Annotated in this window: 21 protein-coding genes and 1 rRNA gene; 9 read left to right on the forward strand and 13 right to left on the reverse strand. The window is 36.4% G+C overall.

Annotated features, from left to right (window positions below; all coding sequences use genetic code 11):
* Nucleotides 1–79: 79 nt before the first annotated feature.
* Entirely contained in the window at nucleotides 80–280 is a 201-nt protein-coding gene (locus tag ACEVFT_RS12735) for a DUF951 domain-containing protein (RefSeq protein WP_205446298.1), read from the reverse strand.
* 1 nt (nucleotide 281) lies between these two features.
* Nucleotides 282–1,154, reverse strand: coding sequence for a mechanosensitive ion channel family protein (locus ACEVFT_RS12740; RefSeq protein ID WP_205446299.1), 873 nt, complete (start codon nucleotides 1,152–1,154; stop codon nucleotides 282–284).
* 91 nt (nucleotides 1,155–1,245) lie between these two features.
* Here ACEVFT_RS12740 and yyaC point away from each other — a divergent pair, with 91 nt between their 5' ends.
* Entirely contained in the window at nucleotides 1,246–1,878 is a 633-nt protein-coding gene (gene yyaC, locus ACEVFT_RS12745) for a spore protease YyaC (protein ID WP_338652191.1), read from the forward strand.
* Here yyaC and ACEVFT_RS12750 read toward each other — a convergent pair.
* The 11 genes from ACEVFT_RS12750 to rpmH form a co-directional block, all read right to left on the reverse strand.
* Nucleotides 1,798–2,511 (reverse strand): DUF554 domain-containing protein, encoded by a 714-nt coding sequence (locus ACEVFT_RS12750; protein ID WP_205446301.1) that lies wholly within the window; start codon nucleotides 2,509–2,511, stop codon nucleotides 1,798–1,800. The genes yyaC and ACEVFT_RS12750 overlap by 81 nt on opposite strands.
* A 78-nt stretch (nucleotides 2,512–2,589) precedes the next feature.
* The gene (locus ACEVFT_RS12755; RefSeq protein ID WP_205446302.1) at nucleotides 2,590–3,438 is read right to left on the reverse strand and encodes a ParB/RepB/Spo0J family partition protein; all 849 of its coding nucleotides are present in this window, start codon (nucleotides 3,436–3,438) and stop codon (nucleotides 2,590–2,592) included.
* Nucleotides 3,431–4,192 carry a ParA family protein gene (locus tag ACEVFT_RS12760; protein WP_205446303.1) on the reverse strand — a complete coding sequence of 254 codons (762 nt, stop codon included), beginning with the start codon at nucleotides 4,190–4,192 and terminating at the stop codon, nucleotides 3,431–3,433. Before ACEVFT_RS12760 ends, ACEVFT_RS12755 begins: the two co-directional genes overlap by 8 nt.
* 223 nt (nucleotides 4,193–4,415) lie before the next feature.
* Nucleotides 4,416–5,315: a nucleoid occlusion protein gene (noc, locus tag ACEVFT_RS12765; protein ID WP_205446304.1), complete on the reverse strand. Its 900-nt coding sequence runs from the start codon at nucleotides 5,313–5,315 to the stop codon at nucleotides 4,416–4,418.
* A 179-nt stretch (nucleotides 5,316–5,494) separates the two neighbouring features.
* Nucleotides 5,495–6,211 (reverse strand): 16S rRNA (guanine(527)-N(7))-methyltransferase RsmG, encoded by a 717-nt coding sequence (gene rsmG, locus ACEVFT_RS12770; protein ID WP_205446305.1) that lies wholly within the window; start codon nucleotides 6,209–6,211, stop codon nucleotides 5,495–5,497.
* 112 nt (nucleotides 6,212–6,323) lie between these two features.
* Nucleotides 6,324–8,216, reverse strand: a complete 1,893-nt coding sequence (gene mnmG / locus ACEVFT_RS12775) for a tRNA uridine-5-carboxymethylaminomethyl(34) synthesis enzyme MnmG (RefSeq protein WP_393950164.1) — start codon at nucleotides 8,214–8,216, stop codon at nucleotides 6,324–6,326.
* 27 nt (nucleotides 8,217–8,243) lie between these two features.
* Nucleotides 8,244–9,629, reverse strand: coding sequence for a tRNA uridine-5-carboxymethylaminomethyl(34) synthesis GTPase MnmE (gene mnmE, locus ACEVFT_RS12780; protein WP_205446307.1), 1,386 nt, complete (start codon nucleotides 9,627–9,629; stop codon nucleotides 8,244–8,246).
* 253 nt (nucleotides 9,630–9,882) lie between these two features.
* Entirely contained in the window at nucleotides 9,883–10,683 is an 801-nt protein-coding gene (gene jag, locus ACEVFT_RS12785) for an RNA-binding cell elongation regulator Jag/EloR (protein ID WP_205446308.1), read from the reverse strand.
* On the reverse strand, nucleotides 10,680–11,450 hold the full coding sequence (gene yidC / locus ACEVFT_RS12790; protein WP_342442108.1) for a membrane protein insertase YidC: 771 nt from the start codon (nucleotides 11,448–11,450) through the stop codon (nucleotides 10,680–10,682). The genes jag and yidC overlap by 4 nt, the downstream gene beginning before the upstream one ends.
* A 360-nt stretch (nucleotides 11,451–11,810) precedes the next feature.
* Complete coding sequence (rnpA, locus tag ACEVFT_RS12795; protein WP_205446310.1) at nucleotides 11,811–12,155, reverse strand: ribonuclease P protein component; 345 nt, start codon at nucleotides 12,153–12,155, stop codon at nucleotides 11,811–11,813.
* 100 nt (nucleotides 12,156–12,255) lie between these two features.
* On the reverse strand, nucleotides 12,256–12,390 hold the full coding sequence (rpmH, locus tag ACEVFT_RS12800) for a 50S ribosomal protein L34 (RefSeq protein WP_004233310.1): 135 nt from the start codon (nucleotides 12,388–12,390) through the stop codon (nucleotides 12,256–12,258).
* Between the two features lie 548 nt (nucleotides 12,391–12,938).
* Here rpmH and dnaA point away from each other — a divergent pair.
* From dnaA to ACEVFT_RS12840, 8 genes are all read left to right on the forward strand, one after another.
* Nucleotides 12,939–14,333 carry a chromosomal replication initiator protein DnaA gene (dnaA, locus tag ACEVFT_RS12805; RefSeq protein ID WP_393950167.1) on the forward strand — a complete coding sequence of 465 codons (1,395 nt, stop codon included), beginning with the start codon at nucleotides 12,939–12,941 and terminating at the stop codon, nucleotides 14,331–14,333.
* A gap of 170 nt (nucleotides 14,334–14,503) precedes the next feature.
* The gene (gene dnaN / locus ACEVFT_RS12810) at nucleotides 14,504–15,640 is read left to right on the forward strand and encodes a DNA polymerase III subunit beta (protein WP_004233305.1); all 1,137 of its coding nucleotides are present in this window, start codon (nucleotides 14,504–14,506) and stop codon (nucleotides 15,638–15,640) included.
* Between the two features lie 113 nt (nucleotides 15,641–15,753).
* A complete protein-coding gene (gene yaaA, locus ACEVFT_RS12815) occupies nucleotides 15,754–15,978 on the forward strand; it encodes a S4 domain-containing protein YaaA (RefSeq protein ID WP_205446312.1) in 225 nt (74 codons plus the stop codon).
* Between the two features lie 3 nt (nucleotides 15,979–15,981).
* Nucleotides 15,982–17,097 carry a DNA replication/repair protein RecF gene (gene recF, locus ACEVFT_RS12820; RefSeq protein ID WP_205446313.1) on the forward strand — a complete coding sequence of 372 codons (1,116 nt, stop codon included), beginning with the start codon at nucleotides 15,982–15,984 and terminating at the stop codon, nucleotides 17,095–17,097.
* A 92-nt stretch (nucleotides 17,098–17,189) separates the two neighbouring features.
* Nucleotides 17,190–19,124, forward strand: coding sequence for a DNA topoisomerase (ATP-hydrolyzing) subunit B (gene gyrB / locus ACEVFT_RS12825; RefSeq protein ID WP_393950170.1), 1,935 nt, complete (start codon nucleotides 17,190–17,192; stop codon nucleotides 19,122–19,124).
* Between the two features lie 25 nt (nucleotides 19,125–19,149).
* Nucleotides 19,150–21,615, forward strand: coding sequence for a DNA gyrase subunit A (gyrA, locus tag ACEVFT_RS12830; protein WP_205446315.1), 2,466 nt, complete (start codon nucleotides 19,150–19,152; stop codon nucleotides 21,613–21,615).
* A 141-nt stretch (nucleotides 21,616–21,756) separates the two neighbouring features.
* Nucleotides 21,757–22,839 (forward strand): HD-GYP domain-containing protein, encoded by a 1,083-nt coding sequence (locus ACEVFT_RS12835; RefSeq protein WP_393950173.1) that lies wholly within the window; start codon nucleotides 21,757–21,759, stop codon nucleotides 22,837–22,839.
* A 438-nt stretch (nucleotides 22,840–23,277) separates the two neighbouring features.
* Nucleotides 23,278–23,458 (forward strand): 16S ribosomal RNA (locus ACEVFT_RS12840); the annotation flags it as partial.

Below are 23,458 nucleotides of genomic sequence, written 5' to 3' on the forward strand. Positions count from 1 at the left end.
TATACTCAGTTCAAATTTTCTCTCATATAACCTTATCTATTATATTGATTCACTCAGAAAAAGTCTAATATGCCTGATGTTACGACTCATTCGCAGAAAATAAAACCTTTTTCATTTTTTTCTCAAATTCACGACGTGGAATCATGACACTATGCTGACATCCTTCGCATTTGATACGTACATCCGCCCCCATACGAATAATTTTCCATTTATTAGTACCGCATGGGTGTTGTTTTTTCATTTCAACAATATCATTTAAACCAAATTTCTTTGTCTCCATCTTACTCACTTCTCCCCTCATCTTTGCCATAGAACATCATTTTTGGATAGGCCATTGGTATATTATTTTCTTCAAAGAGTTTCGTAATATCGCGACGAATGATACGTGCTACTCCATATTGTTGCTGTGGTAAGGTTTCAGCAGCTATACGAATGGTTACTTCTGTCCCTTTAACATTTTGCACACCTAGAAATACTGGAGCGGCAATTAATTCTTTATGCATCTTAGGCAATGTCTCTAAATACTTATTAATAACCCCTTCTGCTTTTTCAAAATCAGCATCTGTGGCCATTTGTAAATCTATAAAAATTTTGGAGTTGTTAACAGAATAGTTGACGACTTCGCCAATGGCACCATTGGGAATGATGAACTGTTCACCAGTAGCACCATTAATTTTTGTTGTACGTAAGCCAATTTCTACAACCGTACCTTCTGCAGCATTTATTTTTATATAATCACCTACACCAAACTGGTCTTCAAAAATAATAAAAAATCCAGTAATAACATCCTTTACTAAGCTTTGAGCACCAAAACCTATTGCTAAACCAACGATCCCTGCACCCGCTAATAAACCTGCTACCTTTATATTTAAGGAAGAAAGAATACCAATGATTGCAGAGAAATAAACAACATAGGAAATCACACTTTGTAATAATCTTGAAATTGTTCGTTGGCGTCGCTCTGAGTGGCTTAATGGTGAACGCATACGGATTAAAAACACTTTTTTAATAAATTTTTTACCTAGTCTTACCGCTATCCATGAAGCTAATAGAATGAGCACAATTTCTATAGATGCATCAATAACATGTTCCCAAAGATCCTCAGATGTGAGCTTATCCCAGTATTTCTCCATTAATTTTTTATTCTTTTCCATCATTACCACCTCTTGAATAACTTGCTAAAAATTTGCGTATACTGCATAAAAATTGAGCACTTCTAAAAATAAAAAGAAAGTGAGTTTTTTTATGAATACTATACCAAATTTGTTACTACCTTATTCCCTTCATCACGAGAGTAAAAATGCTGTTTGGCAATTAAGTACATTATTTTTAGAACATATACCGTTTCATCATGAAAGACTAATTTTTTGTTGTATTGGCAGTGATCGTTGTACGGGTGATACACTTGGGCCATTAACTGGTAGTTTCTTAAAAAAATCTGTTAGCTTTCCTTATGAAATTGTAGGATCCTTAGAAGATCCTTTACATGCTCTAAACCTAGATTCTACAATGCAACAGCTACACAATCATACTACAAAACCATTCATTATTGCGATTGATGCCTGTCTTGGCAGTGAGCAAAATGTTGGTCATATTTCCGTTCAAAGTGGACCGATATTCCCTGGAAAAGCTGTAAAAAAAGAATTACCCCCAATTGGAGACATTTCCGTGAAAGGAATCGTCAATATTGGAGGCTTTATGGAAATGCTTGTTTTACAAAACACAAGACTTCATATTTCTTATGCAATGGCTGAAAAGCTTTCAAGAGCATTATTACTGGCTGCTCATCGTTATTCACTAAAAAGTGTAGAAGATAGCCACCATAATACCAACAATGACGATACCTGGCAACAAGTTAGCAGCTTTGATCTTAGCTAAGCCTGCAATGTTTAACCCTATTGCCATAATCATAACCCCGCCAACAGCCGTCATTTCTGTAATGAACATTTGTAGTGCGGCATCAGGGATAAAGGAACTTATAACACCTGCAAAAAGTGCTATTAATCCTTGATAAACAAAGACAGGTACAGCGGATAGCAATACACCTATACCTAATGTGGATGCTAGAATTATGGATGTAAATCCATCTATTAATCCTTTTGTAATGAGTACATTATGATCATTACGAAGACCACTATCGAGTGCACCGATAACAGCCATTGAGCCAACAACAAAAATTAGGGAAGCAGTAACAAAGCCCTCTGCTATACTAATTTGATTTTGGCCATCCCGTTTTGTACGAAATAAACTCTCTACCCATTTACCAAGACGATTCATTTGCTTATCTAAATCTAACCACTCACCTATTACTGTACCTACCACTAAACTTACTACCAATATAATAAAATTATCACTTTCAAAGCCCATTTTTATCCCTAATAATGTGACGGCTAAACCAATAATAGATAGGACCGTAGACTTCATAGATTCAGGGATATTTTTAAAAATGCGCCCTACTAATGCTCCTGCTACAATTAACACAGCATTTATCAAAGCTCCTAGTAATACCACACTTAAGCCTTCTTTCTCTCTAAAAAATAGAGAGCGCCTGTTTGCTTGGCGCTCTGATTAAGTTATAGAAATATTATTTTATTCTTCCTGTATGTTTAATATTTCCAATATACGTTCTAAATCATCTTCAGAATAAAATTCAATTTCAATTTTCCCTTTATTATTTGTTTTTTTAATTTGAACATTTGTGCCAAAGTAATCACGTAATTGTGACTCCTTTGCACTTACAAAGATATCTTTTTTCTTAGGCGGGATTGTTTCACGTGAAACTTCTTCATTTAAGTTTTGCACTAATAATTCAACTTGACGTACATTCAATCCTAAACTTATTACCTTATTGGCCACTTCTGATATTCTTCTTTTATTTTTTAAGCCGAGTAAGGCTCGTCCCTGCCCCATCGATAATGTTCCATCATTCATCAATTTACGTACATCTTCTGGTAAAGCAAGTAGCCGAACATGATTTGCAATATGTGGTCTACTTTTTCCTAATCGCTTCGATAACTCTTCCTGTGTTAAATGTAAGTTTTCCATTAAACTCTGATAGGCTTCAGCTTCTTCAATTACAGTTAAATCCTCACGTTGGAGGTTTTCTAGAATAGCTAGCTCCATCATTTGTGCATCTGATAACTCTTTTATAATAACAGGAATAACCTCTAGGCCTGCTAATAGGCACGCTCTGTAACGACGTTCTCCAGCAACAATTTCAAACTTGCGTGCTTTTTTACGCACGGCAATCGGCTGCAAAATCCCATGTTCTTTGATAGAATCTGCTAATTCTTGTAAACTCTCTTCATCGAAAATTTTACGAGGCTGAAATGGGTTCGCAACAATTAAATCTAATAGGATTTCTTCCACTTGCCCACTGTGTTCTAAAGACTCTCCTGGAAATAATGCACCAATACCCTTTCCTAGACCTTTAGCCATTTTTAATCACTTCCCTCGCCATCTCTAAATAAACTTCTGCACCTCTAGATTTTGCATCATAAGTGATGATTGGTTGACCATGACTTGGTGCCTCACTTAATCGCACATTACGAGGAATTATTGTTTTATATACTTTATCTTGGAAATATTTTTTCACTTCATCAATAACTTGCAAGCCTAAATTCGTGCGTGCATCTAGCATTGTTAATAAAACGCCATCAATGTAAAGCTGTTGATTCAAATGCTTTTGAACGAGGCGAACTGTTGATAATAATTGACTTAACCCTTCCAATGCATAATATTCACATTGTACAGGGATAATGAGCGCATCTGAAGCTGTTAAGGCGTTGATTGTTAAAAGCCCTAAAGATGGTGGACAGTCAATAATTATATAATCGAAATCTTCTTTCACATTTTGTAGAGCATGTTTTAAACGTACTTCTCTTGAAATAGTCGAAACCAATTCAATTTCTGCGCCTGCAAGTGAAATGGTTGCGGGCACGATAGATAAATTTTCTACATTGGTTATTTGAATGACATTTTCAACATCTTCATCATCAATGAGCACATCATAAATGCACCCTTGTATTTCTCCTTTATTAATACCAAGTCCACTTGTTGTATTCCCCTGCGGATCAGTATCAATTAAAAGCACTTTCTTACCTAAGTATGCTAGGCAAGCGCTTAAATTGACCGAAGTTGTTGTTTTACCTACGCCACCCTTTTGATTGGCGATTGCTATAATTCTACCCATTTAAAAGCACCTGCTTTCATCTATCAAAGTTTACTTTGACAAATCATTTGTAAAATCACTATTTAATCCGCTATCTAACTTTCATTCTATCAAAAAAATTGAAGAGAGTTGTATAAAATATTAAGAATATATACAAAAAAGGAGATATCTCAATTAATCTTTTGAGATATCTCCCCTATACAGTGATGAATTTGATTATAAATTACTTTACTAAAATAATTTATTACACTTTTTTCTTTTTAGGAATCTTCACTGTAATTTGATAGTATTCTTCTGTATCTTCTTCTTCAGTTTTCACCGTAATCCCACTTTTCGTTACCATCGTTAACGACTGTTTGATGGTATTCAAAGCAATACGCACATCTTTACTTATGGCCTTACGTTTCGGCTTAGCTTTCTTTGGGATTGTTTCTTCCTGCTCGTCAGCTACAGGATGTAATATGGCCTGGATTTGCTCCTCTAGCTGTCGCACATTCCAATCATTATCCATTGCTAGCTGTAAAATTTCTAATTGCAATGGTTGATCTTTAATAGCAATTAATGCACGTGCATGTCGTTCAGATATTTTACGCTTCAAAATAGCTTGCTGTACTTCATCTGGCAGCCTTAATAAACGTAATTTGTTGGCTACAGTGGATTGTCCTTTTCCAAGTCTTTGGGCAAGAGCTTCCTGTGTTAGCTCATGAAGCTCTAATAATTTTTGATAGGCTACCGCTTCTTCAATTGCTGTTAACTCCTCACGCTGCAAGTTCTCTATTAACGCAATAGATGCTGTTTCCTTATCAGTTAAATTACGTACAATAGCAGGGACCTCTGTCCATTGTAGCTTTTTCATCGCTCGATATCGACGCTCACCAGCGATGATTTCATATTGATTTTCTGATGTTTTACGTACAACAATTGGCTGAATCACACCATGTGTATGAATGGTTCTTGATAATTCTTCAATTTTTTCATCATCAAAAATAGTACGTGGCTGAAAACGGTTAGGTACAATTTGATCAATAGGCAACTTTATAACTTCTTCCGCTGCATGAACCGCCTCTGCTTGTTCTACTTCATTTTTCACAATAGGCTCTGTTTTACTTCCGCCTCCAAAAAAACGTGAAAAAGGACTTTTCATCCAAGTGGCACCACCTTTAAGTAACTATCTTGCTCTGTGTCATTCTATTATTATTTATTATATTTCCTTAAATGTATATAGTTCATAGATGTCTTTTGCGTGAACCATCCATAACTAGTATGTATGCTCAAAATAGAAAAAATATTTTCCACTTTGAGAAGTTTCACATGAAACACTAATTATTGAATTGGTGTTTTATTTGGTACACCTGGCTTACGCGGATATTTTTTCGGTGTTCCTTTTATTTTATCAAATATATATAAAATGCGGTCACTTTCTTCAACAGGTAGCTTGAAAGAAAATTCCTCTCTCAGTTTAACACCTAATGTTGTTAAAGCTTTTTTAGCATCCTTTAATTCTTCTGCCCCGGCTGCGGCTTTTAAAGCAACAAAATGTCCTTCTTGTTTTGCTAAAGGTACACATAACTCTGATAGAACTGATAAACGAGCTACAGCACGTGCTGTTACCACATCAAATTGTTCACGGTATTTTACATTTTGACCAAACTCTTCTGCTCGAGCATGTACAAAATGCATATTCTCTAATTGTAACTCATCACTTAAATGATTTAAAAAGGTAATTCTTTTATTTAAGGAGTCGACAATTGTAACATGTAAATGTGGGAAGCAGATTTTAATGGGGATACTTGGGAAACCAGCTCCAGCTCCAACATCGCAAACAGTTACTACTTTTGAAAAATCAAAATAAAATGAAGGACTAATTGAATCGAAGAAATGCTTTAAATATACGCCTTCTAAATCTGTAATAGCGGTTAAATTCATCTTTTCATTCCACTCAACAAGTAATTCAAAATACTTTTTAAATTGAGCAATCTGCGTATCAGAAAGTTCGATACCTTTCTCTTTCAGAGCCTCAATAAATTGTTGTTCGTTCATGTTAAGTCTCCTTTGTTGATCTAGCTATACAACTACAATTAATAGTATAGCCCTAAAAATAGGAAGCGGGCACAATGGTATGCCCGCCTCTTATTTACTTTACTGTTGTTGATCAGCTGCTTACTTTCGCAATTTTACCTTGTTCAATATAAACAAGAAGAATTGAAATATCAGCTGGATTAACACCAGAAATACGAGAGGCTTGCGCAATAGAAAGTGGTGTAACTTGTTTTAATTTTTGACGCGCTTCTGTTGCTAATCCTGAAATAGCATCGTAATCAATATTTTCAGGGATTTTTTTATTTTCCATTTTGTGTAGTTTCTCTACCTGTTGCAATGCTTTTTCGATATAGCCTTCATATTTAAGTTGAATTTCAATTTGTTCTTTCACTTCATCCGTCAATTCGATTTCTGCCGGAATTAAAGAAGAAATTAACTCATAATGCATTTCAGGGCGTTTTAATAAATCTGCACCACGTATACCGTCTTTTAATTCACTACCACCAACAGAACGAATAACAGATTGAGTCGCTTCATTTGGTTTAATAATGACTTCACGAAGACGTGCAATTTCATTTTCAATCAGCTCTTTTTTCTCATTGAAACTTGCATATCGTTCTTGTGGAATCATCCCCATTTTATAGGCTAACTCTACTAAACGTAGATCTGCATTATCGTGACGTAATAGTAAACGATACTCTGCACGAGATGTTAATAAGCGATATGGCTCATTTGTTCCTTTAGTCACTAGGTCATCAATCAAAACGCCAATATAAGCATCAGAACGGCTTAAAATTAATTCGTCTTTACCTAGTACATTGGCAGCAGCATTCATTCCCGCCATTAAGCCTTGCGCGGCAGCCTCTTCATAGCCAGATGTACCGTTAATTTGACCAGCTGTATATAAGCCTTTAATACGTTTTGTTTCTAAAGTTGGCCATAATTGTGTTGGCACAATTGAATCGTATTCAATAGCATAACCAGCACGCATCATTTCCGCATTTTCTAAACCAGGTATAGATTTTAGTAAACGTGTTTGGACATGCTCTGGTAAGCTTGTTGACAAACCTTGAACATATACCTCACGTGTATTACGGCCTTCTGGCTCTAAGAAGATTTGGTGTCTTGGCTTATCATTAAAACGTACCACTTTATCTTCAATAGATGGGCAATAACGTGGACCTGTCCCTTTAATCATGCCTGAGTACATCGGTGAAAGATGTAAATTTGCTTCAATAATTTCATGTGTTTCAGGGCTTGTGTATGTTAACCAGCAAGGTAGCTGATCCATAATGCATTCAGTTGTTTCAAAACTAAATGCACGCGGAACGTCATCTCCTGGTTGAATCTCTGTTTTGTCATAATCAATTGTACGGTTATTCACACGTGGTGGTGTACCTGTTTTAAAGCGAACTAGGTCAAAACCAAGCTCTTTTAAATTATCAGCTAAGCGGATTGACGGTTGCTGATTATTAGGTCCACTTGAATATTTAATATCACCTATAATGATTTCACCACGTAGGAAAGTACCTGTTGTCACAACGACTGTTTTAGCACGATAAACAGCACCAATTTGTGTAATGACTCCTTTAACTTCTCCATCCTCAATAACTAGCTCTTCAACCATTCCTTGATGGATTGTTAAGTTTTCCGTATCCTCCAACACACGTTTCATCTCTTGTTGGTATAAAACTTTGTCTGCTTGTGCACGTAATGCACGTACTGCAGGACCTTTCCCTGTATTCAACATTCTCATTTGTATATGTGTTTTATCTATCACTTTTCCCATGACGCCACCTAAAGCGTCAATTTCACGTACGACAATTCCTTTGGCTGGGCCACCGATAGATGGATTACATGGCATAAATGCAATCATATCTAAATTGATTGTTAGCATTAATGTGTTAGCACCCATTTTAGCTGCGGCATGTGCAGCTTCAGAGCCTGCATGACCTGCGCCAATCACGATAACATCAAACGTGCCTGCCTCATATTTTGTTGGCATGCTCGTACCTTCCTTTCTTTCTTAAAATTATTTTCCTAAACAGAACTGTGAAAATAGCTGGTTAATTAGGCTTTCTTGTACAGTGTCACCAATGATTTCACCAAGTATTTCCCATGTTCTTGTTACATCAATTTGTACCATATCAACTGGTACACCATCCTGTGCAGCTACTATTGCATCTTCAACCGTTGCTTGCGCTTGGTGCAGAAGTGCTATATGTCTTGCATTTGAAACATATGTTAAATCGCCCGCTTCGATTTGTCCCTCAAAGAATAACGCAGCAATGGCTTCCTCTAGCTCTATAATACCTTCCTCTTGTAACAAAGATGTTGTTACAATGCGATGCTCACCAGCTAATTCTTTGACACGTGCCAAATCAATTTTTTGCGGTAAATCTGTTTTATTGACAATGACGATGTAATCCATCGCTTCAATTGTTTCGAATAGACGCTCATCCTCAGCAGTTAATTCATCTGCATAGTTTAATACAAACAGAATTAAATCTGCTCCACGAAGAGCTTCCCGTGAGCGTTCTACACCAATTCGTTCAACAATATCTTCTGTCTCCCGAATACCCGCTGTATCCACTAAACGAAGTGGAACACCACGGACATTGACGTACTCTTCTATAATATCACGAGTAGTCCCTGCAATATCTGTCACTATGGCCTTATTTTCTTGTACTAAGCTATTTAATAGTGAAGATTTCCCTACATTCGGACGACCTAGAATAACAGTTGATAATCCCTCACGCAAAATTTTTCCTTGAGAAGATGTTTGTAGAAGTTTACTAATTTCATTTCTTACCCATGTACATTTTTCTACTAATACAGGTACTGTCATTTCTTCTACATCATCATACTCTGGATAATCTATATTAACCTCTACTTGTGCTAATGTCTCTAGTAAAGCTTGGCGCAAATCACCAATAAGTCTCGATAATTTTCCATCCATTTGACCCAAAGCAACGTTCATCGCACGATCTGTTTTAGCTCTTATTAAATCCATAACCGCTTCAGCCTGTGATAAATCTATGCGTCCATTTAAAAATGCTCGTTTTGTGAATTCGCCAGGCTCAGCTAACCTTGCTCCATTCGTTAAGGCAAGTTGCAACACACGTTTGACTGAAACTAGTCCACCATGACAATTTATTTCAACTACATCCTCACGCGTGAATGTTTTTGGTCCGCGCATCAGCGATAGCATTACTTCCTCTACTACCTCATTAGTTTTAGGATCAACTAAATGCCCATAATGAATAGTGTGCGAATCTTTCGTTGTTAAACTTTTTCCCCCGGGTGATTTGAATATTTTATCTGCAATCGTCACTGCCTCGTCCCCACTTAAACGAACGATGGCTATGGCACCTTCACCCATCGGTGTGGATATCGCAGCAATTGTATCGAACTCCATTTAATGACCTCCTCGACGTTATCCACATGTGGATAATCAAAACCGACCAATACTTACTAACACCTTAGACTAACATATTTTCAGCAAAATCTAAAGTAAGGATGATTTCCAAATGTGGATAAAATCAATTTTTTCGCTAATCCTATTTTCGACAAACTTTGCTATTTTTCATTAAAAAAGGTCATTTTATCTCGAAGATAAAATGACCTTTCAAAATATATTGTCTGTCTGTATGGTGATGAGCAACATCTAATTATTTTTTTACTGGTTCAATTACTAAATAACGATTAGGCTCTGTACCTTCTGAATACGTTTCAAGATCTAGACGATTTGCTAGTTGATTATGAATTATCTTTCGTTCGTAAGACGGCATTGGTTCAAATGCCACACGTTGATTTAAGCGTAATGCTTTATCCGCCATTCGATCTGCAAGTAATTCTAAAGCTACTTGTCGACGCTCGCGATAGTTTTCTACATCCAATTTCACCATTAAGAACTGCTTAGCGCTTTTATTTAATACGAGTTGCGTTAATTGCTGTAAGGAATTTAATGTTTGACCACGTTTCCCTATAAGCAGTGCAGCTTTCTCACTTTTTAGTTGAAATAATACATATTTCCCTTCGCGTGTCGTAGCAATATCAAGATCATGAATAGCCAATTGTTCAGCGATACTTATTAAATAAGCCTTTGCCTCTTCAATTGGATTTGCTGAGTCTACATCTTCATCTTGTTCTTTAACGACTTGTTGAACGTCTTCCATTTCACTTGGTTGTTCAGAAACTTGTGAACTTAGTGTTTCAACATCATCTACTACTATTGGTTCGTTTAATTGAGTTGCCATTTGCGTTTCAGCATTGTCACTTTCAATTGTCGGAACCTGAACTTCCTTTACTGTTACACGTACCTCTGCAGATCGTGCACCAAAACCTAAAAATCCTTTTTTACCTTCTTGTAAAACTTCAACATCTACTTGTTCACGGGTTTTGCCAAGTTTCTGTAACGCCAATGAGACCGCTTCTTGTGTTGTTGCGCCTATTTGCGTAAGTTGTTTCACTTTTTAGCCCCTCCATTTTGAGCAGGTTGTGTTTTATCTTTATTCCAAGGTTTATAAATATACAAGTTTTGGAAAACCGAAATAATGTTTCCGATCACCCAGTATAATGATAATGCAGCTGGTAAGGCCATACCAAAACCAATAATCATGAATGGCATAATATACATCATAATTTTCATTTGAGGATTATCCATTGCTGGTCCTGTACGTAACACGATAAATTGCATTAAACCTGCAGTAATGGCTAATGCAGGTGCAGGATCTGCTAACGGGAAGATAAAGAAATTCCCTAAATCAAATGTAGATGTAGCATTCATACGGCTAATTGCATGATAGAAACCAATTAAGATTGGCATTTGAATGATTACTGGTAAACATCCAGCTAGTGGATTTACTCCAGATTCACTCATTAGCTTCATCATTTCTTGCTGATATTGTTGTTGTGTCTGAGCATCCTTAGAAGCATACTTCTTTTGCAGTTCCTTCAATTTTGGCTGAATTTCTTGCATCTTTTTTGAACTCTTTGTTTGTTTGATCATCAATGGCAAAATTGCTAAACGAATAATAATCGTTACGGCAATGATCCCCCATGCATACGTACCTAGCAGATCAGCAAAGTATTTTATCGCTGATACCAACGGCCAAACAATGAATTCATTCCAGAAGCCTGTGCTATCTTTGGAAATTGGTTCATTGAATTCTGTACAACCAGAAAGTAGTAAGGCTACTGATACTAGTGACAAAATTACCCAATGTTGTTTTTTCAACCTTCTTCCCCCTACAATTACTATTCACTTTTTCTTATTTCTATATGCTTCTTTTTATACTGACATAATCGGTTAACAGCCAGTAGCCTTATCTTTATTTCAGTCCAATTTTGAGAGTCCTCGATGAAGATAAAGTTATCAGTTATTTTATCATGCCTATAACGTTCACTCTACTAAATATTCTAACTACATACACTTATTCCTGAGTTAAGTTGCGAATTTTACATAATTTTAAGCAAAAACTCACGCCAAAATACCCCTATGCGTATAATTCACTTACTTATAATTGTATGCAAAATCGCACATTTTCTATTCTATTGCTAACTGTACAGGCGTAATTTCACCACTTGGTTGCATACATTACACTTTTTTCATTACCTTTGCGATTCGTAGTACATGCTGCAAACTTTGCTTCACTTCATGAAAATCCATAGTGGCCGCCGGTTGTCTGGCGATAATAACATAATCCATATTCGGCTTTAGATCATTTTTTAATTCTTGAATACTTTGTCGAATATAGCGTTTTACTTGGTTGCGTGTTACCGCATTCCCAAGCTTCTTACTAACTGATAAACCTACACGAAATTCCGTTTGTCCCTCTTTTGCTAAAAAATAAACAACAAACTGACGATTAGCGAAAGATTTACCTTTTTTAAACACCTTTTGAAAATCATCATTCTTCTTCACTCGTTGGCGTTTTTTCATTTCTTTCACCTGCTATTAGATAATATCTTTTGATCCTCATTTCTAGGTTTACCAAAAATAAAGAAAAAAAAGACCACTGATGTGGCTCAGTGGACTTATTTTATGCTGATAAAACTTTTCTTCCTTTACGACGACGAGCAGCAAGAACTTTGCGACCGTTTTTCGTGCTCATACGTGCGCGGAAACCGTGTACTTTGCTGTGCTTACGTTTTTTTGGTTGGTAAGTACGTTTCATTGTATATAGACACCTCCTGAATTGAGTTGAATTTTTCAACATACAGACTCGAATATTATATAAAGTATCTAGTTATTTTGTCAATGAATTTCATAAATTTCTTTTAATCAGTCGAACTATGTATTTATTCTATTTTCAATTTTTTAGTCTTCAGATTTTTACAAGCGAGATTTTTAATTCATAAATATAAAAATAATTATCCACAGAGTACTTGTCTTTTTTACACAGAGTTGTGTATAGTATTTTTTGCATTATTTTTTATCCACAACAATTATCTACAGGTTTTTCACATAAGCAGTACTTGTGGACAACTACAAAGTGCATAACTATAAGCTATGTGGATAAGTTTCACAAACTATTGAAATGGCTTTGTTTTTCTGATACGATTACTGTGCTTCACTTTGTTGAAAACTAAAACGAACGTTTTAATTATCCACAACTGTTAATATGCTGTGGATAATTTTTATCACAGCCTTTGGTTAACTTTTATCCACAACTTGTGATTATGTGGACGAGTTGTAAAATGAACGTATTTACCATTTCTATAAATGCGATTTTTTTTTGTATTGAACACTGTAAAGGAGATTAGCAGCTTGGAACATTTAGAAGAACTATGGAACAATGTCCTGGCTCAAGTTGAACAAAAAATTTCTAAACCAAGCTTCGAAACGTGGCTAAAGTCTACAAAGTTACTATCTTACAATGGTAGTGGTTCCACTGTGACGATTGCTGCGCCAAATTCGTTTGCTCGAGACTGGCTTGAAAATCATTATATTCATTTGATTACAGGTATATTAACGGAGCTTACAGGCGAAGACTTGCTTATTAAATTTGTTGTTCAAAAAAACCAGGATTCGGACGATTTCGATTTGCCAGCGCCGATTATCCAAGCAAAAAATAATGAACATCATGATATTTCACCAGGTATGTTAAACCCGAAGTATACTTTTGATACGTTTGTTATTGGCTCTGGTAACCGCTTTGCACATGCAGCTTCGCTAGCTGTCGCAGAAGCACCTGCGAAGGCATATAATCCCTTCTTTATTTATGGGGGCGTTGGGCTAGGTAAAACACACTTAATGCACGCCATTGGTCATTATGTATTAGAGCATAATCCTAATGCAAAAGTGGTGTACTTATCATCCGAAAAATTTACAAATGAATTTATTAACTCCATTCGTGATAACAAAGCACTTGATTTTCGCAATAAGTACCGCAACGTGGATGTACTGCTAATTGATGATATTCAATTCCTTGCTGGAAAAGAATCAACTCAAGAAGAATTTTTCCATACTTTTAATACTTTACATGAAGAATCAAAACAAATTGTTATATCAAGTGACCGACCTCCAAAGGAGATTCCAACTTTAGAAGATCGGCTCCGTTCACGTTTCGAGTGGGGGTTAATAACTGATATTGCGCCACCCGATTTGGAAACTCGTATCGCTATTTTGCGTAAAAAAGCAAAAGCAGACGGTCTAGAGGTACCGAATGAAGTAATGCTTTATATTGCGAACCAGATTGACTCCAATATTAGGGAGCTTGAAGGTGCGCTTATTCGCGTCGTTGCCTACTCTTCACTGGTTAACAAAGATATTACAGCGACATTAGCTGCCGAAGCATTGAAGGATATCATTCCAAATTCAAAGCCGCGGACAGTGACAATATTAGACATTCAAAATGCGGTAGGGGAGCATTTTAGTATACGTTTGGAAGATTTCACTGCCAAAAAACGTACAAAACTAATTGCTTTTCCACGTCAAGTTGCTATGTATTTATCACGCGAATTAACAGATTTTTCGCTGCCGAAAATTGGCGAAGAATTTGGTGGTCGCGACCATACAACTGTTATCCATGCGCACGAAAAAATATCTTCTATGTTGAAAAATGACGTTCAGCTTCAACAAGATGTTAAACAAATTCGTAGTATGCTAGGGAAGTAAATACTGTGGACAAACCATTTAGTTAAACACAAACTTATACACAGTCTATCTACATGTGGATAGACTGATTTTATTCATAAAAAGATACTTATCCACAAATCCACAGGGCCTATTACTATATCTTTTTTATTTTATATAAATAAATAATATAAATATGTGAGGGAAAACGAATGAAATTTGATATTTTACGTGACCGTTTATTAGAGGGTTTAAATGATGTCATGAAAGCAGTAAGTTCAAAAACAACTATTCCGATTTTAACAGGGATTAAAATTGACGTTACAGAAGAAGGTATCCGCTTAACAGGTAGTGATGCTGATATAACTATTCAAACATTTATTCCAGTTGAAGAAGATGGACAACAAATTATTCACATTACAGAAACTGGATCAATTGTTGTGCAGGCACGTATGTTTAATGAAATTGTACGTAAATTACCAACAAACGATGTTGAAATCCAAGTGACACCTGGTTTCCAAACGCATATTCGTTCAGGAAAATCCGAATTCCATTTAATTGGCTCGGATGCTGCAGAATACCCATTATTACCAGAGCTAACAGAAGATCAAAAATTTACTATTCCAGCTGATCTCTTAAAAACAATTATTCGTGAAACAGTATTTGCTGTTGCCACTTCAGAAAGTAGACCCGTGTTGACAGGTGTAAACTGGCAGATCAAAAACGAAACTTTAATCTGTGTTGCAACAGATAGTCATCGTTTAGCTAGACGTAAAGTGCAACTGGAAAATTTACCAGAAGTTGAACATAGTGTAGTTATTCCTGGGAAAAGTTTGAACGAATTAAATAAAGTATTAGAGGATTCTACAAATCTTGTACAAATCGTTATTACAAGTCAGCAAGTATTATTTAAAACTGGCGATGTATTATTCTTCTCTCGCTTACTGGAAGGAAATTATCCAGATACAACTCGTCTAATTCCTGAAGAATATCAAACAAATGTAACGATTAACGGAAAATCTTTATTACAAGCTATTGACCGTGCCTCACTTGTTGCACGAGGAGATCGTAATAATGTTGTACGTTTTGAAATTTTAGATAACCAAGCAGTTGAAGTTTCTTCTAATTCTCCTGAAATCGGTAAAGTACAAGAAGAAATCCCTGTAGAAGCATTGGAAGGGGAAGGTTTGAAAATCTCTTTCAGTGCAAAATATATGATGGAAGCATTAAAAGCAATTGATGGACAAGACGTAGTTATTCAATTTACTGGGGCAATGAGACCGTTTATTTTACGTTCCGTTCATGATGATGCTATTTTACAATTAATTTTACCTGTACGAACTTACTAAAGAATATAAGATCTGTTAGGATAGTCGCTCATAGTGACTATCTTTTTTTACTTATGGCGTAATTTTAGGTATGATAGAGAGATAGACAGTCTGTATTCGGAGGGGAACACACTATGCAGGACATTAAAATTGATGAGGAGTTCATCACGTTAGGGCAGCTTTTAAAAATTACGGATGCCATTAGTTCAGGTGGAATGGCCAAGTGGTTTTTACAAGAACATGCTGTATATGTAAATGGAGAAGTAGATGATCGTCGAGGTCGGAAATTACGTAACGGAGACGTTGTTAATATTCCTGGATGTGGTCGTTTTCAAATCGTAGGACCAACTGGACAATAAATTATGTATATTGATCAAATAAAACTTACAAATTACCGTAACTATGATGCCTTAGCTTTAAACTTCTCTCCAAAAATTAATGTTTTCATTGGTGAAAATGCACAAGGAAAAACAAATGTTATGGAGTCCATCTATGTTTTAGCAATGGCTAAGTCCCATCGAACAACGAACGATAAAGAATTGATACGTTGGGATTCAGACTATGGTAAAATAGAAGGGGCCGTTAAAAAAAGGCATGGTATTTTACCGATCGAACTTACGATCACAAAGAAAGGTAAAAAGGGCAAGATAAATCATATAGAGCAAAGTCGCCTTAGTCATTATATTGGTCAAATGAATGTCGTTATGTTTGCGCCAGAGGATTTGAACGTTGTAAAGGGAAGTCCGCAAATACGTCGACGTTTTATTGATATGGAGATTGGGCAAATTTCGCCTGTCTATTTACATGATTTATTAACCTTTCAAAAAGTTTTAAAACAACGTAACCATTTTTTAAAAATGAACCAAGGCAAGTCCATGTCAAATGATGTGATGTATGAGGTCTACAATGAACAATATATTCACGCTGCTACCCAAATTATTCGTAAAAGATTTCAATTTATGGATTTATTGCAGGAGTGGGCGGAACCCATACACGCAGGTATATCGCAAGGTAAGGAAACACTGCTTATAAAATATCGTACGGTAGCTGGTATTGAAAAAGAACACTCTACTAGTGAAATTGAAAATACTTTACATCAAAAATTAATTGAAGCGAGAGAACGTGAATTTGATAGGGGTGTGACGCTCGTTGGTCCACACCGTGATGATTTGCAGTTTTTAGTAAATGGCTATGATGTTCAAACATATGGTTCACAAGGACAACAACGTACGACTGCATTGTCTTTAAAACTTGCTGAAATTGAATTAATTAAACAAGAAACAAACGAAACACCCATACTACTTTTAGATGATGTTTTATCGGAACTCGATGATTATCGCCAATCGCATTTATTAAATACCATTCAGGGTGAAGTCCAAACCTTTGTTACAACCACAAGTGTGGATGGAATTCATCATGAAACGATGGAACAGGCTCAACTGTTCCACGTGAAACAAGGTGCGATTGAAAAAAGTTAGCCAGGGTAGTTTTTTAGATTACAAAAGAATGGTAATAGTCAGCTCGGTTGACTGTTCATTCATTTACACACAATGATGTTATGAAGGAGTAGATGAAAGCCGTGGCTATAGAGAACGAAGGTTTACAAAACCAAGCTTATGAGGCCGATCAGATACAGGTATTAGAAGGTTTAGAAGCAGTACGTAAAAGACCAGGGATGTATATCGGTTCAACAAGTTCTAAAGGGCTTCACCATTTAGTATGGGAAATTGTTGATAATAGTATCGATGAAGCTCTTGCAGGATTTTGTACAGATATAAAAGTAACAATTGAAAAAGAAAACTGGATCCGCGTAGAAGATAACGGTCGTGGTATTCCAGTTAGCATTCAAGAAAAAATGGGTAAGCCAGCAGTTGAAGTTATTATGACTGTTTTACATGCTGGTGGTAAATTTGGCGGTGGAGGCTATAAAGTTTCTGGTGGTCTTCATGGAGTTGGAGCATCAGTGGTAAATGCACTCTCTGTTGAAACAATTGTCCAAGTTCATCGTGAAGGTCATATCCATGAAATAAAATTTGAACGTGGAAAAACTATTCAAGAGTTAACAGTTATCGGTGATACAGATCACAATGGTACAACAACGCGATTTAAAGCTGACCCAGAAATTTTTAAAGAAACAACTGTTTATGAATATGATATTTTAGCTCATCGTATTAGAGAATTGGCTTATTTAAATCGTGGTATTAAGATTACGATTGCTGATGAACGCGAAGAAGAGGTTCGTTCAACTACATACCACTATGAAGGTGGTATTCGTTCCTATGTTGAGCATTTAAACCAATCTAAAGAACCAATCCATGATCCAATTGATGTTCTTGGAGAGAAGGATGGCATCACAGTAGAAATTGCCATGCAATATAATGCTGGATTCTCTTCTAATATTTTTTCATTTGCTAACAACATTAATACGTACGAGGGCGGTACACATGAGTCTGGTTTTAAAACAGCCCTTACACGCGTTATTAATGACTACGCGCGAAAAAATGGCTTGCTCAAAGAATCTGACGCTAATCTTACAGGGGAGGATGTACGTGAAGGGTTAACAGCTATTGTTTCTGTTAAACACCCAGATCCTCAATTTGAAGGACAAACAAAAACAAAGTTAGGGAATTCAGAAGTAAGTCAAATTACCAATTCATTATTCTCTGATGGCTTTGAACGTTTTATGTTAGAAAATCCAACTGTTGCACGTAAGGTTGTCGAAAAAGGTTTAATGGCAGCTCGTGCACGTGTAGCTGCGAAAAAGGCACGTGAATTTACTCGTCGTAAAAATGCACTTGAAGTATCTAGCTTACCAGGTAAATTAGCTGATTGTTCTTCTACAAACCCAGCTGATTGTGAAATTTATATTGTTGAGGGTGATTCTGCCGGCGGCTCCGCTAAATCTGGGCGTGACCGTCATTTCCAAGCAATTTTGCCTTTACGTGGTAAGATTCTTAACGTTGAGAAAGCTCGACTAGATAAAATTTTATCGAATGCGGAAATCCGTGCAATGATTACAGCATTCGGCACAGGGATAGGTGAGGAGTTTAATTTAGAAAAAGCTCGTTATCATAAAATCATTATCATGACAGATGCCGATGTTGATGGAGCGCATATCCGTACATTACTTTTAACATTCTTCTTCCGTTTCCTTCGACCACTTATAGAAGCGGGCTATATTTATATTGCACAGCCACCACTTTATCAAGTGAAACAAGGTAAATATATTGAGTATTGCTATGATGAAGAGACATTAAAAGAAATTTTAGAACGACTACCAAAAATGCCAAAACCAAATGTGCAGCGTTATAAAGGTCTTGGTGAAATGAACGCTGAGCAACTTTGGGAAACAACAATGGATCCTGAGTACCGCACATTATTACAAGTAGAATTAGATGATGCAATTAAAGCAAACCAAGCATTTGAGCGTTTAATGGGCGATGAAGTTGAACCTCGTCGTCAATTTATTGAGGAAAATGCCGTATACGCTAATTTAGATATTTAATTTTAGTTGAGGGGAGGTCTACACTTTGTCAGAACAAGAACGCTCCGGTGTAAAAGGAATTAATATAACAGAAGAAATTGAAACATCCTTCCTCGATTATGCAATGAGTGTAATCGTTTCGCGTGCATTACCAGATGTACGCGACGGATTGAAGCCAGTTCATCGTCGTATTTTATATGGCATGCAAGAGCTAGGAAATACAGCAGATAAAGCGTATAAAAAATCAGCACGTATCGTCGGGGATGTAATGGGTAAGTACCATCCACATGGTGACTCTTCCATCTATGATGCAATGGTACGTATGGCGCAGGATTTTAGCTATCGTTATATGCTTGTTGATGGTCACGGTAACTTCGGTTCTGTCGATGGTGACGGAGCTGCGGCGATGCGTTATACGGAATCACGTATGTCTCGCATTGCAATGGAAATGCTTCGTGATATTAATAAAAATACAATTGACTATACGGATAACTATGACGGCTCTGAAAAAGAACCAGTCGTTTTACCAAGTCGTTATCCAAACTTATTAGTAAATGGTGCAGCAGGGATTGCCGTAGGTATGGCAACAAATATTCCTCCACATCAATTGGGAGAAACAATTGATGCCGTTATAGCACTTTCTGAAAATCCAGCCATTACAACCGAGGAGCTAATGGAAATTATTCCAGGCCCTGATTTTCCTACTGGAGGATTGATTTTAGGACGTAGTGGTATACGTAGAGCCTACGAAACTGGTCGAGGTTCCATCATTATTCGTGCGAAAGTGGAAATTGAGCAAAAGGCAAATGGTAAGGAAACTATTCTTATTCATGAACTGCCTTACCAAGTGAATAAGGCTAAGCTCATTGAAAAAATTGCAGAGCTTGTACGTGATAAAAAAATAGATGGTATCACAAATTTACGTGATGAATCTGACCGTCGTGGTATGCGTGTAGTCATTGAAATTCGTAAAGATGCAAATGCTAATGTCGTTTTAAATAATCTATATAAACAAACAGCTATGCAATCGAGCTTCGGTATCAATATGCTGTCTTTAGTAAATGGTCAGCCCAAAGTATTAGGCTTAAAGGAAATGCTATACCATTATTTAGAGCACCAAAAAGTAATTATTCGTCGTCGTACAGAATTTGACCTTCGAAAAGCGGAAGACCGCGCACATATATTAGAGGGCTTACGAATTGCACTGGATCATATTGATGAAATAATTGCTATTATTCGTGGTTCACGTAGTGGTGAAGAAGCGAAACCTCAATTGATGGAACGTTTTAGCTTGTCTGAGCGTCAGGCTCAAGCTATTTTAGATATGCGCCTCGTTCGATTAAGTGGCTTAGAGCGTGAAAAAATTGAAGCAGAATATCAAGAGCTTCAAGTTCTTATAGCTGAATTAAAGGCAATTTTAGCAGATGAAGAGAAAATTGTTGATATTATTCGTACTGAAATTTTAGAGCTGAAAGAACGTTTTAATGATATACGTCGTACTGAGATTACATCAGGTGGTCTAGAAATGATTGAGGATGAGGATTTAATTCCTGTTGAAAACTCAGTTGTTACTTTAACGCATAATGGCTATATCAAGCGTTTAGCTGCGAATACATATCGTAGTCAAAAGCGTGGCGGTCGTGGTGTACAAGGAATGGGTACAAATGAAGACGATTTTGTAGAGCATCTAATGAATACTTCAACCCACGATACAATTCTATTCTTTACGTCTAAAGGTAAAGTATTTAGAGCCAAAGGATATGAAATCCCAGAGTTCGGTCGTACGGCTAAAGGGTTACCAATCGTAAACTTGCTCAATATAGATAAAGGCGAAAAAGTAACAGCTATGATTCGTGTTGGGTCGTTTGATGAAGATGCTTACTTTATCTTTACCACAAAAACAGGTATTACAAAACGTACCCCTGTATCACAATTTGCTAACATCCGAACAAATGGTTTAATAGCTATTAGCTTGAGAGAAGACGATGATCTTATTTCTGTACGTCTAACGGATGGAGAGAAACAAGTAATTATTGGTACACGTGACGGTATGCTCGTTCGTTTCCAAGAAGACGACATCCGTTCTATGGGTCGTACAGCTGGTGGTGTTCGTGGTATTAAGCTGCGTGATGGTGACGAAGTAGTAGGTATGGAGATTGTTGAGCCAGGACAAGAAATTTTAGTAGTAACCGAAAAAGGTTACGGTAAACGTACTTCTGAAGAGGACTATCGTTTACAAAGTCGTGGCGGAGTAGGTCTGAAAACTATCCAAATTACAGATAAGAATGGTCCAATGGTGGCTGTAAAAACTGTTGATGGTTCTGAGGATTTAATGCTTATTACCATTAATGGTATGCTTATTCGTATGGATGTAAATGATATTTCACTAATTGGGCGCAGTACGCAGGGAGTTCGTTTAATTCGACTAGGAGATGACGAATTGGTTGCAACTGTAGCTAAAGTGGAAAAAGCAGAAGAGGCTTTAGAGGACGAAGAAGAAATAGAAGAATAATTTAAGCCGATGACGACAACATTGAATGTCGCCATCGGTTTTTTTACGTAAATAATGAAAAATAAGTAATTATTTTGAATTCCATGATAAAATGGAAATACCTTATTTTGAAGCAAGAAATAGTGGAGAGGTGTTCATTCCGTGGAAACTATACATGTTCCGATTTCAGAGCTAGGCGTTGGCAAGGTAATTTCTGAAGATATATTTGCTAATACACAGTATCCGATTATATTCAAAGATACAATGATTTCTTATGTACACTTGCAAGTTTTTCATGCATTTAATATTTTCAACGTCCCAGTTTACAAAAGTGAAAATGATACTCGATTAGAAAAGAATGAAATCGATGTCGAAGTTACAATTGAAGAAATTCCGACCTTTAGAAAAGTCTATAATCATTCTGTTGAACAGTTTAAAAAGGAATTTAAAAATTGGGAAGCGGGAGCAAAGGTAGATATTGCAAAAGCAAGGACAATTATTTTACCTTTAGTAGAGATGGTGCTAGAAGATCGTACTATTATTTTTGATCTAAATGAGTATTCAAGCCCTAAAGACTACCTGTATCATCATTGTGTAGCAACTGGTTTGATTGCCTCAGTTATTGCGCAAAAACTTGGTTATGATAGAGGAACCACTATTCAAGTAGCCATTGGTGGTTTATTAGCCGATTGTGGTATGGCTAAAGTACATCCTCGTATCAGAGATAAGAAGACACCTTTAACAGAGCAAGAATATGATGAAATATATAAACATCCGACTTATAGCCATAACATGGTGAAAGATCTGACCATTTTAAAAGAAACAATGAAAGAAGCCATCTTCCAACACCATGAACGTTTAAATGGTAGCGGATATCCGAAGAGCGAAAAGATCGCCAATATTTCTATTTTTGCACAAATCATTGCTGTTGCAGATGTTTTTCATGCTATGACGTGTGAACGAGTGTATAGATCGAAGCAATCTTCATTTAAAGTTATAGAAATGATTAATGAATCTGAGTTTGGAAAGTTTGATATTAAAGTAGTACGTGCTTTAATTGATATTGTTGCAGATCTTCCGATAGGGACGATTGTAGAACTTTCTAATCTAGAACGTGGAGAAGTGATGTTTGTAAATAAATTTGCCCCAACACGACCTCTCATTAAATTAATTCATTCAGGGGAAATTTTTGATTTAGGAAAAAATCGCAGTTTTTATATTTCACGAATCATAACTAATCTATAAAAAAGTGGCAAACCATATTATATGGCTTGCCTATTTTTATTCAAAGGTTTTCAGGGAAGTGAGGTTTTCACTGTATATAGTGAAAACAATTTAGTTTACGCCTTCTTAATAGGCGGCAGTTTAGTATTTTTCTTAAGAAATGATAACCAATATTAATCATTAAATAGTGGGCATTTTCACTATGATTATGTTTTGAAACATTCAAATCTAATGTATTAAAATATTTTCGGAGAAAGTGTTGACTTTATTTTAGAATCTTGATATTATAAATGAGTCGCCAAGAGGTGACAGTGAAATAAAGAACATGAACCTTGAAAACTGAACAAGCAAAACGTAATCAATAAAGTTTTAAGTAGCTAGCTTCGGCTAGTGAACGAAACAAAAATTTTGGACATCAAAATTGATGCCAGCAAAACAATTTGAGCTAATCAAATTTCTTTTATGGAGAGTTTGATCCTGGCTCAGGACGAACGCTGGCGGCGTGCCTAATACATGCAAGTCGAGCGAACAGAGAAGGAGCTTGCTCCTTCGACGTTAGCGGCGGACGGGTGAGTAACACGTGGGCAACCTACCCTATAGTTTGGGATAACTCCGGGAAACCGGGGCTAATACCGAATAA

The organism is Lysinibacillus sp. PWR01 (genome assembly GCF_043359455.1).
GTDB classification, from domain to species: domain Bacteria; phylum Bacillota; class Bacilli; order Bacillales_A; family Planococcaceae; genus Lysinibacillus; species Lysinibacillus fusiformis_F.